Origin of the sequence: Pseudomonas sp. MPFS, assembly GCF_022537035.1 — a bacterium.
GTDB lineage: Bacteria > Pseudomonadota > Gammaproteobacteria > Pseudomonadales > Pseudomonadaceae > Aquipseudomonas > Aquipseudomonas sessilinigenes.
On record NZ_CP066123.1, the window covers coordinates 6,098,391 to 6,111,445 of the forward strand.

The window sequence follows — 13,055 nt, forward strand, 5'->3', positions numbered from 1 at the left end:
TAAAAGCTGGTGCTACAACCAATATCCATTGGATATTGGATACGCAAATTAATAGTAATGAGAAAGACTTGAAAAGCAAACGACTAAGCAACCTCGGTGAGATCCAACACAAAACAGCAAGTGAACAGATTGAACAGGTGTTAAAGCAGGCGATCCTTGAGGGGCGCCTTCCCCCCGGCGAGGTCCTGCGCCAGGAGGAGCTGGCGCAAACCTTCAATGTCAGCCGAATGCCGGTTCGCGAAGCACTGAAGAAACTGGAAGCACAGGCACTGGTGGACTTCGTTCCCTACAAGGGCGCGATCGTGACGCAGATATCCAAGGCCGACGGCCTGGACAACTACGCCATCCGGCTGGCCCTGGAACCTGCGGCCATCCGGTATTCGATTCCACACTTGACCAGTGCCGACCTGCAGCAGGCCAAGGACCTGATGCAGCAGATGAATGAAGAAACCGAGATGGACCAGCTAGGGGACCTGAACAAGCGCTTCCACATGTGTCTCTACGGGAAAACGCCCCACCTGAAATTACTGCAGTTGGTGGAGAAGCAGTTGTCCGTAGAGGACCGCTACTTGCGCTTTCACTTATCGGCCATGGGCCGTGAACACATGTCCCAGGATGAACACCTGGCGATGATCGAAGCCGCTACCGAGCAGGACCTGGACCGGGCCGAAGCCCTGGTACGCAACCATTTGATAAAGGCCGCCAAGGCCCTGGAAGACTTTTTCGACCGCAAGACCTGAACGTACGCTCATCACACAAGGAGGTGGACCATGGCCCAAGTCATGTCGGCATCAGCAATCGACTCTGCACAGAACCTGGCAGGCAAATCGATTTTCCTGGAGATGGGCGCACGCCTCGGGGTCATCGACCTGCTCATGCAAGGCGAGCCTTTCGATGTCGAGCAGGTAGTGCGCATCAGCGGTGCCAACCGGCACTTCGTCGTGTCCTACCTGGCCGCCTTGTGCAAACTGGGGCTGGCGACCCAGGAGGCTCGTCCCGACCGCTACAGCGGCACGCCTGCCCTGCCGGTGGCCGTCAACAACTGTGGCTACCTGCTCTGGGCCCTACAGTCCTGCGCGCCCTTGATCGAGCATCCGGTGCAGTTCGCCAACAACATGCCGGACGCCATCAACACCTATGTGCGCAACGGCGAACATGTGGCACGCACCTCCAAGTGGATGGGAGCCACCGACTTCTACCCCCATGCCGAACAAGAAATCCTCCAGGCCAATCCGAAGAAGATCATCGACTTCGGTTCAGGCACCTGCGGTTTGCTGATCCGACTGCTGGAGCGCCTGCCCCAGGCCACCGGGATCGGCATCGACCTGAGCGCCAGCGCCTGCCAGAAGGCCCGGGAAATCATCGAGGCAAAAGGCTTGAGCCACAGGCTCCAGGTGATTCATGCACCGGTGCAAAGCCTGATCGACGATCCGACCCTGCTCAAGGATGTCGATGTCGTCCATGCCGGATTCGTCTTCCACGATCTGGACCCCACCCAAAGCCAGGTCCTGCCGAGCCTGCTGGCCACCATCAAGGCCGCCTCGCCCCGGGCCAAGCTGGTCATCGCCGATGCCATACCCGACGATGCCCCCTGGGAAAACAACGCCTATTCATTGGCCTTCACGTTCCTGCACACCCACTTCATGGACCGCAAGTTCCCTTCGGAGGAAGGCTGGAAGGCCTTGCTCGAAAAGGCCGGGTTCATGGACGTGACCCTCTCTAAACCCGGCCTTTCCGGCAGTCGCCTGATCGTCGGTCACTAGAGCAACACCCAACTCCGAGCAGTAAGGAATCCTATGTAGCCGCCACTCATCGGGAGATCGATCATGCGCGTGGAAACCCTTGTAGAGCGTGTCAAGAACCATCGCTGCTATAGCCATCCGATTTTTCACAACTGGGCCCGGGTCAATCCCGGCACCGAAGCCATCGGCGCCCTGTTCCACCACATCCGCAGCTTTTGCGATGCCACCCGCCCAGGCTGGAACCTGCCCCAGGGGCTGAAGGAAATCGGCCTGTCCACGGAAAGCCACCTGTTGCAGGAGATCGTCGACAGCGAGGAAAACCATGGCCCTGAACTGGCGATGATGGCCGGGCACATCATCAACCGCTCGGTCCCCGGCAAGGCGATCTTCGACGACTTGAGCGACCAGATTCATATCGAATCCATGCTCAAGCGCTGCTCCGATGAATTGCTGGGCCAACTCCCCGGCTATGACTTCGCCACCGGCCTGATGCCCCAGACCAAAAGGGCTATCCACACCTTCGAGGCCCGCAAGTCGACAGCCGCCCAGGATGTCTACAAGAGCCTGGGGACCGCACTGGCCCTGGAGATCATCTCCAATCGCCAACTGATCCCCGGGGAAAAGGCCTGCCTGGTGGACAGCGGCCTATACCGCGCCAGCTTCGACGAGCCGGCCATGCACTACCTGCTGGAGCACTACGGCGAAACCGGAGCCGAATGCCAGCACGAGCAGAACGCCATCGAGGCGGTCGGCTCGGTACTCAACCCGCAGAACAGCGCCGCCATCGTCCAGGGCGCCGACGACTTCCTCGATAACCTGGAAGCCCTGTGGGACCTGCTGGACTCGACCCTGTTGCAGGCCGAGGGTGACCGCGCTGCAGCCTGACCCCTTCCCGGGCCGGGCAACCGGCCCTCTTCCCGACAACGAGGCAGGTCAATCATGAGTAGCGAAAAGCTCGACAAACTCTTCGAAGACGTCTTCCGCCGCCCGGTCGCCAATGACCAGGACATCTTCGAACTGGGCGCCAACTCGCTCACGGCCATCCAGCTGGTCAGCCAGGTGAACGAGACGTTCGGCGCAAACATCAACATGGAGCAGTTCTTCCTCAGCCCCTGCAAGCAAACCATCCTGGACCAGTTGCCCGCTGCCGCGACAGCGCGCTACGCCTGAAGAGGTGCTCCATGCACAGTCTGTTCACATCGACCTTGGATTTGCAGCGTGCCGGCAAGGTGATCTGTGTGCGGAGCCTGCCTTTTGATCCTACCCGCGAAACCCTGTTGCTGCTGGCGCCAGTGGGTACCCAGTGCTTCTACATGAAGAATGCGGCGCTGTTCCTCATCAGCCACTTCAACCTGGTCATTCTGGAAAGCGACGCCCTGTTGTCCTACGCCGCGGCAGCCGGGTTGGCGCCCAGCGAGGGCGTCGCCGACTTCGTCAGGCAACTGCACGCCGCCCTGCCCGAAGCCGTCAGCGTGGACGCCGTGGTGGGCTACTGCTCTTCGGCCCCCCTGGCGCTTCTGGCCGCCGCCCAAGGGGTGTGCAGCAAACTGCTGTTGCTCAACGGCGCTTACTTTCTCAAGGGCGACGACATCGCCAAGAGCCAGTACGAGCGCGATGTAGAACGCATGATGCAGTCGATTCCCCAGGGCAACTGGGCCCAGGTGTACGAGGCGGTCAGCCTGTTGCACGACAACAGCGGCCTGGCCCCCAGCGACTATCGCTACCAGCAGATCCGGCCCTTGCGCGAGCGACAGGCCTTTCATCAGTACCTGACCTTCCTCAACCACCTGGCGACCCTGGAAGTAGCCGCCACCGCCCAGGCCGTCGAGGCCCCGACCCTGGTCTGGTGCGGCGGCAACGACAGCTACACCGACACCGCATCCTCCCGATACGTTGCCAGATGGCTGCCCAACGGCGAGCTGGTCGAAGACCCGGCCGGGCACCACCATGACTTCGTCGATGGCCACGAACGGCTGTACCAGGCGATGACGCATTTCCTCACCCGCCATCAACCGAGGGCTGCCCGATGAATGCGCACACCTCGTCACCGACCAGGGTCTTTCGCAAGTTCCAGTCGATCTGCACGGTGACGCCCCATGCCCTGGCAGTGGTCGACAACGGCAATACGCTCACCTACCAGCAACTGCACGAGCAGGTACTGGGCTTGTCCCAGCAACTGGTCCGCCAGGGCCTGGCCGACAGTTCATGCCTGCCGCTGGTTGCCAGTCGTTGCCTGCCCTACCTGGTCACGCTACTGGCCTGCTGCAAGCTGGGGATCGCCTACGTATCCATCGATCCGAGCACGCCAGCCCAACGCATCCTCGCGCAACTCGAACAGCTCGACTGCCAGCACCTGCTGCTGATCGGCCAGGCCGAGGACCTGGAGATCGACCCACGCCTCACCTACCTGCACCTGGACGCCAAGGGCCGCCTGCGCAGCCGGGGCCCGACCCTGCGCCGCACCAGTCAGCGGCGCCCTGCCGACGCCGACAGCCTCACCGTGATGTTCACCTCAGGGACCACTGGGGTGCCCAAAGGGGTCCGGGTGTGCCATGCCGGCCTGCTGAACCTGGTGGAAAACGTGCAAGGACAGGTCCAGGGCAAGGCCCACAACTATGTTCATCACTCCTCCATCAGCTTCGATGCCGCCTTGTTCGAAGTCTGGGTGCCACTGCTGACGGGCGCCTGCGTCACCCTCCACGCCCCGGCGTTCAACATCGAGAGCCTGGCCGACTGTGTAGGGGCGAGCCACTGCGATGTGCTGTTGCTGACCACTTCACTGTTCCACCTGGTGGCCCAACATCGCCTGCAAATGCTCGATGGCGTCCGCGTGCTGTATGTCGGCGGCGAAGTGCTCAAGCCCGCATACGCCAGGGCACTCTTGGCCGCCAACCGTGAGATCACGCTGGTCAACGGCTACGGCCCGACCGAAAACACGGTGTTTTCCAGCTGGCACAGCATGAGTTCCCCCAAGGACATCGTCGGCGATGCGATCCCCATCGGCCGCCTGCTCAACCACGTGCACGCCAAGGTCGTCGATGCCCGGTTGCAGGAAGTGGAGCCCGGGGCTCCTGGCGAGCTGTTGCTCGGCGGGCGCAACCTGAGCCTCGGTTACCTGGACGAAGAACTGACCCGCACGCGCTTCCTGCACCAGGCCGAGGGGCTCTACTACCGCACTGGCGACCTGGTGGTGGAAAACGAACAGGGGGTGTTCTTCTACCAGGGACGCCTGGACGAACAAGTGAAGATCCAGGGCTACCGCGTTGAAATCACCGAGGTCGAACAGGCATTGGGGCAGTTGCCCGGCATTGCCCAGGCCGTCGTACTGGCGCGCCCCATGAATGCCCTGGAAAACTGCCTGCATGCCTTCGTGGTGTTCCAGCATGGCTGGCCGGACATCGACGAAGGCAAGCTATTGAGCCTGCTGTCGGCTCGACTGCCCCACTACATGCTGCCCGCCCGTATCCACCGGTTGTTCGAATTACCGGTCACGGCCAATGGCAAGCTGGACAAACGCACCCTGCACTCCCTGGCAGGCGAGCAACCCAAGGCCCACAGGTCGTCACCACCTGCCGGTTCGGCCGTCCTGGAAGCCTGGTCAGGCATCCTCGGCACCCGCGACCTGCAATTGGAGCACTCGATCTATGCCTACGGCGCCTCATCCTTGAGCGTCGTCATGGCCCATACCCGGATCAACCAGAGTCTTGGCAAGAAAACCCCATTCGATGAAGTCGCCCGGTTGAACACCTTGCAGGAGTGGGTGCAGTACTACGTAACGCATGAAAACCTCAGTAACCTCTCGTAGGAGCCGACATGGACATCACTGACTTTTCGTTGACGGAACAGGAACTCCAGCAATTCGACCGGGACGGCTTCATCGGCCCCTTCACGCTCTACGAGCCTGAAGAAATGATGCAGATGCACAAGACCGTCCGGGCGCAACTGTTCAACCGGACCCATGCGCCCTATGACGCGCCCCTGGACGTGGCGATCACCAACTACGATCGCCACCTGGATGTCGAACTGCTGACCCGCCATGTGTTTCGCAAGGAGATCGTCCATCGGCTGCGGAGCATCCTCGGCCCGGACGTGATTTGCTGGCGCAGCGAGTTCATTCCCAAGTACCCCGGCAATGAAGGCACCGACTGGCACCAGGCCGACACGTTCGGCCATGCCTCGGGACAACCCCAGCTGGTATGGCCCCAGGACGAGGCATTCGGTGGCGCCATCAACGTCTGGACCGGCTTCACCGATGCCACCCAGGAAAACGGCTGCATGCTGTTCATCCCCGGCACCCACAAGAAGATGAACTACGACGAATCCATCGGCATGACGTTCGACCCGGTCGCCAACAAGGACGTGGTCAAGGGCCAGTACGCACGTGGTTTCAACGGCTATGACTACAGCACCCTGCAAAAGGACAAGTCCTGGCGGCCGGATGAAGCCGCTGCGGTGCCGATCGTGATGAAGGCCGGGCAGTTCGTGATCTTCCGCTCGATGCTGATGCACTCCTCGCTGCCCAACTCGACATCGGACAAGACCCGCCTCGGCTATGTGGCGCGCTACGTGCCCGGGAGGGTGAAGGTCTATCCCGGCACCGACTACGTGAAAGAGTTCGGTGGTGAATATCGCCTGGACAAGTTCGGCGTGGTGCAGGTGGCCGGTACTCGCACCGACCAACAGAATCGGGTGGCGAGCCAGAGCCTTAGCGGCCTGGACCTCAAGCCCCTGGCCTGCAGCTGAGGAACGACCATGGAACAGCACTCCTACCTGGGGATCGACCATATCGCGTACGCCACGCGATCCACGCAGAAGACAGCCGCATTCTTCACGGCCCTGGGGTTCGAAGTGCTGTTCCATCGCCAACCGATCGACAAGTTCGGCGTGCTCATCACCAAGCTGCGCTCGCCGACCGGGGAGATCGTCGAGGTCGTCGAGCCCTTTCGCCCCGACAGCGTGGTCAGCCGCTTGCTGGTCAACGTCGAGGCCTGCATCTATCACGCTGCCTTCAGGGTCGACGACCTGGCGGCGACCCAGGCCTCGCTAGCCGGAATCGGGGGCGTGACGGTGACCAACGCCATGACCATTCCCTACCCCGCGACCGAGGAGCATCGCTCGCTGACCACCTCGCACATGTTCCATCCGGCGGTGGGCCTGTTCGAGATCACCGGATAGGAAACCCCCATGGCCACAGCCTCGATCACCCAGCCGCGCTGGCTCGCCCCACTGTCCACAGCCCCCTGCCGGGAGGGTCAGGACATACTGCTGTGCTTTCCCTATGGCGGCGGCGGCAGCTCGGCCTTCCATGGCCTGGAGGCACTACGCTACGCCGGCATCACGCCCTGGGTGGTCAAGTTGCCCGGACGCGAGGAGCGGATCCAGGAGCCCGCGGCCACCTGCATCCACGGGCTTATCGATGCCATCGTCGAGGCGCTGCAGGCATTCACCCGGCCATTGGCCTTCTATGGCCACAGCTTTGGCGCGGGCCTGGCCCTGGATGTTGCCCACGCCCTGGTCGAACGTGGCTGCCAGCCTCCAACACGGCTGGTGCTGTCCGGGCGCATGCCTCCCCACACCGGGTATTCACCGCTACTGGGCGCCATGGACGACGAGCAACTATGGCAGCACGTCTGTGCCGAAAGCGCGCTCCCCCTGCCCCGGGACGCCTCCTGCGGGTTTGCCCGGCAAGCCCTGGTCAAGCTCAAGGCCGACCTTGAACTCAATGCCCAGCTGACCTACAGGTTCATCCGCCCCCTGCCCATACCGCTGTATACCCTCAATGGCCTGGACGACCCGTTGATCGACACCCACCGCCTCGACGAGTGGCAGCGCTATAGCAGCATCCGCTACCAGGGGCAGTGCCTGCCCGGCGGGCATTTTTTCTTCGAAAACGATTTCCAACGCTTCTACGCGACCCTCCTGACCACCCTCACAGAGCAAGACAGCTAAGCCCTATGGAACGTGCCTTCTGGAATACCCCGTATCTTTCGACCCTGGATGCCCGAGTGCTGAGCATCGAAGGTGCCGACGTCACGATCAGCCCGACGATCTTCTTCGCCGAATCCGGTGGCCAGGAATCGGACCGGGGCACCATCAACCGGATCGAGGTTGCCCAAGCCACGGTGGTCGACGACCGGATCGTCTATCGCCTGGCGACCGAGCCGGACTTCGCCGTGGGCGACCTGGTCAACGTGCAGATCGATTGGCCCCGGCGCTATGCCCTGATGCGCCTGCACTTCGCCGCCGAGATCGTCCTTGAACTGTTCTACAAGAAATTCCCCGGGCTGGAGAAAGTCGGCGCCCACATCAGCCAGGGCAAGGCTCGCATCGACTTTGTAATGGAGGACAACGTCAGCCAGTACTTCCCTGAGATCCTCGAGCAGGTCGAACGATTGGTGGCCGCCGACCTGCCGATCGAAAGCCGCTTCACCGATGCCGAACACCTGCGCCGCTGCTGGCACATCGAGGGGTTCTCCCAGGTGCCTTGCGGCGGCACGCACCTGCGCAAGACCGGCGAAGTCGGACGGATTCGCCTCAAGCGCAACAACATCGGGGCGCACAAGGAGCGCGTCGAGATCTATCTAGTGGACTAGCCATCGCCCGTTGATCGTGGCCCGGCGTGCTTCAGGAGACCGCCTGCATGCTGAACATCATGCCTGCACTTGGATTGTTGCTGTTGATGCCGGGACCGACCAATACACTGCTGTTGCGCTCGGGGGTGCTCAGCGGGTTCAGGCATGCCTGGCCGCTGAGCCTGCTGGAGTGCCTGGCCTACCTGCTGCAGATTTCATTCTGGGGCTACCTGCTGGGCCATATCGGCGACAACGCGCCCTGGTGCCTGAGGCTGGTGCAGTTCGCCTCGGTCTGCTACCTGGCCAAGACGTCGTACCTGCTCTGGCGCAAGCCCGACGGTAAACTGTCGCCCCCCGCGGAGGGCCGAGTGTCCAGGCTGCACTTCTTCCTGCTGACCCTGATCAATCCCAAGGGCTTGCTGGTGGTCTCGTTCATCGTTCCGGTGCAGACCTTCACCGACCCTGGCCTCTACCTGCATTTTGTCGTGCAGTTCACCGCCGTGGTGATCCCGGTGGGGTGTGCCTGGGTGCTGTTCGGCGCCCGGATCAAGCGCAGCGGCCATGCCTGGCTGACGCCCCACGCCATCAACCGCACGGCCTCGGTGGTCATCTGCTGCTTCGCGGTGGCCATCCTCTCGCGACTGGCGGATTCCCTGATCAATAGCGGCCTGGCGCTGTAGTCAGCCAGGCGGGTCTGGCACTTTGCCACAACTCAAGGCATGCTAGCCGCCCTTCGGGCGTCCGGCTTATAGTGCACGTCGCGCCAGTCCAGCCAAACCGCAGGATCACAGCTTGTCCAACGTCACTTCGCCACAGCCCGCGCGCGCTAAGAACACTGCGCCGGCTTACCCTTTGCGAGGCACACTCAAAGGCGCACTGGCGACGCTGGTGCTGCTTCTCCTGGCCTTGCTGTTCTGGCAGTTGCTCGACCAACTGCAACAGAGCCGCCAGGACCAACGCCAGCATGCCATCGACTACAGCGCCGATCTGGCCGACCACTTGAGCCTGAACCTGGCACTCAATGCCCAGATCGCCCTCAATCTGCTTCCGATCGTCGAAGCCCCCCAGGACAGCCAGCAACAACAGCAATTGCTGCAAAAACTCCAGCGTTCCCTGCCAGATGTGCGCAGTTTCGCCCTGCTCGATACCCGGGGGCAGATCATCAGCGACAGTGCCACCGACAGCCAGGATGCCCTCTGGCTCGCCGACCTGATACAACGCAGCCGCTCCCAGCGCTTTTACTACAGCAACCCGGCCGATGGCTCGGTGGTGCATGTACTGCTGCACCAGGCCAGCGGCTCGACCCGCGGTTACTGGATCCTGCGGCTGGCCCCAGGCTTCCTCCAGACGCTGGTCCGCCAGAGCGAAGAAGGCAACAAGCCGAACTGGGTGATCGAGAATCGCCTGAGCCACCAGGTAATCACCCGCGACGAACACAGCACCGCGACGCCCGGCATGCTGGACCCCGACGAGATGGCCAGCAGCGTGCTGCTGGTGCCGCTGAACAACAGCGACTGGCAACTGCGCGGGTTGTTCGACCAGCGAGCGGTGATCGAACAACTGCTCCCGGCCTTCATCGGCAAGTGCCTGCTGGGCCTGGCCTTTTCCCTGCTGCCGGTGATCGCCCTGCTGAACATGCGCCGGCGCCAGCGCCAGTTGCATGAAGGCCGGCGCCGTTACCAGGATATTTTCGAAGGCACCGGCGTCGCCCTCTGTGTCCTGGATATCTCCGGTCTTCCGGGGCTGCTGGAAAAACACCATGTGCACAACAGCGATCAACTCAAGCGCTGGCAGGGCGAACACCCCCAGCAGCGGCGCCAGTTGCTCCAGGAACTGCGGATCACCGAGGTCAACCAGGTCGCCCTGCGCCTGCTCAACGTCGAGTCCAGCGAACAGGCCTGGCAACTGCTGATCGAAGGCCACCCGAACAGCAACAGCGCCATCGGCAACCAGTTGCTGCAGGCCCTGGTCAGCCAGCAGAAACAGCTGGAGCTGGAGATCAAGCTCGGCGATGCCCAAGGCAACGACCAGCACCTGTGGCTGGTCATGCGCCTGCCCGAGCAGAGCGAAGACTACGGCGCGGTGATCCTCAGCATCAGCGATATCACCAGCCGCAAGCTGATCGAGTTGTCACTGCTCGAGCGCGAGGGTTTCTGGTCGGACGTGGTGCGCACCGTGCCTGACCACCTGTACGTGCAGGATGTGATCAGCCAGCGGATGATCTTCAGCAACCACCATCTGGGGCAGACCCTGGGCTACAACAAGGCCGAACTGCAGCAGATGGGCGAATACTTCTGGGAGATCCTGCTCAACCCCGAGGACGCCGACCTCTACCACCGCCTGCGCCAGGAGCAACGGCACTCGGCCTACGCCCAACTGCTGCAATGCCAGCTGCGCTTCCGCCATCGTAGCGGCCAGTGGCGACGCTTCGAAATCCGTGAACAGGCCCTGGCCAGGGACCGCTACGACCAGGTGACGCGGATCATCGGCGTGGCCAAGGACATCACCGACCAGATCGAAGCCAGCGAATCCCTGCGCGACAGCGAGCAGCGCTACCGCATGCTCGCCGAAAGCATCAGCGACGTGATCTTCTCCACCGACAACAAGCTTTCGCTGAACTACGTCAGCCCCTCGGTGCAATCGGTGCTCGGCTACGACGTGGAGTGGGTGTTCCAGAACGGCTGGCAGTCGACCATCGCCAACCCGCACCAGCTGACCGGCATCTATGCCCTGATGGACCGGGTCAGCAAGGCCCTGGACAAGCCCGAGCAACTGGCACAACTGCGCAGCCAGGTGCAGACCCAGTTGTTCCTGTTCGACTGCCTGCGGGCCGACGGCCGCAAGATTCCCATCGAGCTGCGCCTGGTACTGGTCTGGGACGAGCACGGCGCCTTCGAAGGCGTACTCGGGGTCGGCCGCGATATCAGCCAGCAACGTCGTGCGGAAAAAGACCTGCGCATGGCGGCCACGGTATTCGAGCACTCGACCTCGGCGATCCTCATCACCGATCCGGCCGGCTACATCGTCCAGGCCAACGAGGCTTTCAGCCGGGTCAGCGGCTATGCGGTATCCCAAGTGCTGGACCAGTTGCCCAACATGCTCACCGTCGACGAGCAGCAGGAAGCCCACCTGCGCTACGTGATCAAGCAGCTGAACCAGCACAGCACCTGGGAAGGCGAGGTCTGGCTCAAGCGCCGCGATGGCGAGCACTATCCGGCCTGGGTCGGGATCACCGCGGTGCTCGACGATGAAGGCGACCTGGCCAGCTACGTGTGCTTCTTCAGCGACATCAGCGAGCGCAAGGCCAGCGAACAGCGGATCCACCGCCTGGCCTACTACGACGCCCTGACCCACCTGCCCAACCGCACGCTGTTCCAGGACCGCCTGCACACGGCCCTGCAATCGGCGGAGCGGCAGAAGTCCTGGGTGGTGCTGATGTTCCTCGATCTCGATCGCTTCAAGCCGATCAACGACTCCCTGGGCCACGCCGCCGGCGACCGCATGCTCAAGGAGATGGCCGTCCGCCTGCTCGCGTGCGTCGACGATGACGACACCGTGGCGCGCATGGGCGGCGACGAGTTCACCCTGCTGTTGCAACCGCGCGTGAGCCGGGAAATCGCCCTGAACCGGGCGATCCATGTTGCCGAGCAGATCCTTGCCAGCCTGGTCAAACCCTTCGTTCTCGAAGGCCGGGAGTTCTTCGTCACCGCCAGTATCGGCATCGCCCTGAGCCCCCAGGACGGCAACGAACTGAGCCAGCTGATGAAGAACGCCGACACCGCGATGTACCACGCCAAGGAGCGTGGCAAGAACAACTTCCAGTTCTACCAGGCGGACATGAACGCCAGCGCCCTGGAGCGCCTGGAACTGGAAAGCGACCTGCGCCACGCCCTGGAACAGCAGGAATTCGTGCTCTATTACCAGCCGCAATTCAGTGGCGATGGCAAGCGCCTGACCGGTGCCGAGGCGCTGTTGCGCTGGCGCCACCCACGTCGCGGGCTGGTGCCGCCGGGAGACTTCATCCCGGTGCTGGAGGAACTGGGCCTGGTGGTGGACGTCGGCGACTGGGTGATCAGCGAAGCCTGTCGCCAGCTCAAGGCCTGGCACATGGCCAAGGTACGGGTGCCGAAGGTCTCGGTGAACATTTCCGCCCGGCAGTTCTCCGACGGCCAGTTGGGCATGCGCATTGCCACCATTCTCCGGGACACCGGCCTGCCGCCGGCATGCCTGGAGTTGGAACTGACCGAAAGCATCCTGATGCGCGAGGTCAGCGAGGCCATGCAGATCCTCGATGGCCTGAAGAACCTGGGCCTGAGCATTGCGGTAGACGACTTCGGTACCGGCTACTCGTCGCTCAACTATCTCAAGCAGTTCCCCATCGACGTGCTGAAGATCGACCGCACCTTCGTCGACGGCCTGCCGTCCGGCGAGCAGGACGCGCAGATCGCCCGCGCCATCATCGCCATGGCCCACAGCCTGAACCTGGCGGTGATCGCCGAAGGGGTGGAAACCCACGAACAGCTGGACTTCCTGCGCGAGCACGGCTGCGACGAAGTGCAGGGCTACCTGTTCGGCCGACCGATGCCGGCCAACCGCTTCGAGGCGCAATTCAGCAACGACGCCCTGTTCATGTTCGACTAGAAGCAGCGGCACGCTTCAAGCGACAAGCTGCAAGAGAAAAGCGATCCGCTTGCAGCTCGTCACTTGAAGCTGTTTTGCGTGCGACATGATGTCCTTTCAT

At 62.5% G+C, this 13,055-nt stretch carries 12 protein-coding genes; all 12 read left to right on the top strand.

The annotated features are described in order from the left end of the window. Positions 1-68 precede the first annotated feature (68 nt). A complete protein-coding gene (locus tag I9018_RS27980) occupies positions 69-740 on the top strand; it encodes a GntR family transcriptional regulator (protein WP_068581806.1) in 672 nt (223 codons plus the stop codon). 30 nt (positions 741-770) lie between these two features. After that, on the top strand, positions 771-1,763 hold the full coding sequence (locus I9018_RS27985; protein ID WP_068581808.1) for a class I SAM-dependent methyltransferase: 993 nt from the start codon (positions 771-773) through the stop codon (positions 1,761-1,763). Positions 1,764-1,826: 63 nt separating this feature from the next. Next, positions 1,827-2,627, top strand: coding sequence for a hypothetical protein (locus I9018_RS27990; protein ID WP_068581811.1), 801 nt, complete (start codon positions 1,827-1,829; stop codon positions 2,625-2,627). A 54-nt stretch (positions 2,628-2,681) separates the two neighbouring features. Then, positions 2,682-2,912 carry an acyl carrier protein gene (locus I9018_RS27995; RefSeq protein ID WP_068581820.1) on the top strand — a complete coding sequence of 77 codons (231 nt, stop codon included), beginning with the start codon at positions 2,682-2,684 and terminating at the stop codon, positions 2,910-2,912. Positions 2,913-2,923: 11 nt separating this feature from the next. Then, a complete protein-coding gene (locus I9018_RS28000) occupies positions 2,924-3,772 on the top strand; it encodes an alpha/beta fold hydrolase (RefSeq protein ID WP_068581813.1) in 849 nt (282 codons plus the stop codon). After that, positions 3,769-5,547 carry a non-ribosomal peptide synthetase gene (locus I9018_RS28005; protein WP_277398080.1) on the top strand — a complete coding sequence of 593 codons (1,779 nt, stop codon included), beginning with the start codon at positions 3,769-3,771 and terminating at the stop codon, positions 5,545-5,547. The genes I9018_RS28000 and I9018_RS28005 overlap by 4 nt, the downstream gene beginning before the upstream one ends. A gap of 8 nt (positions 5,548-5,555) precedes the next feature. Continuing rightward, the gene (locus I9018_RS28010) at positions 5,556-6,485 is read left to right on the top strand and encodes a chlorinating enzyme (RefSeq protein ID WP_068577365.1); all 930 of its coding nucleotides are present in this window, start codon (positions 5,556-5,558) and stop codon (positions 6,483-6,485) included. Positions 6,486-6,494: 9 nt separating this feature from the next. Next, a complete protein-coding gene (locus tag I9018_RS28015) occupies positions 6,495-6,917 on the top strand; it encodes a VOC family protein (RefSeq protein WP_124347341.1) in 423 nt (140 codons plus the stop codon). A 9-nt stretch (positions 6,918-6,926) separates the two neighbouring features. Beyond that, the gene (locus I9018_RS28020) at positions 6,927-7,691 is read left to right on the top strand and encodes an alpha/beta fold hydrolase (protein ID WP_241108056.1); all 765 of its coding nucleotides are present in this window, start codon (positions 6,927-6,929) and stop codon (positions 7,689-7,691) included. A gap of 5 nt (positions 7,692-7,696) precedes the next feature. After that, on the top strand, positions 7,697-8,335 hold the full coding sequence (locus tag I9018_RS28025; protein WP_068577359.1) for an alanyl-tRNA editing protein: 639 nt from the start codon (positions 7,697-7,699) through the stop codon (positions 8,333-8,335). Between the two features lie 47 nt (positions 8,336-8,382). Continuing rightward, positions 8,383-8,994: a LysE family transporter gene (locus tag I9018_RS28030; protein ID WP_068577357.1), complete on the top strand. Its 612-nt coding sequence runs from the start codon at positions 8,383-8,385 to the stop codon at positions 8,992-8,994. Positions 8,995-9,106: 112 nt separating this feature from the next. Continuing rightward, entirely contained in the window at positions 9,107-12,955 is a 3,849-nt protein-coding gene (locus I9018_RS28035; RefSeq protein ID WP_241108057.1) for a bifunctional diguanylate cyclase/phosphodiesterase, read from the top strand. Positions 12,956-13,055: the final 100 nt, after the last annotated feature.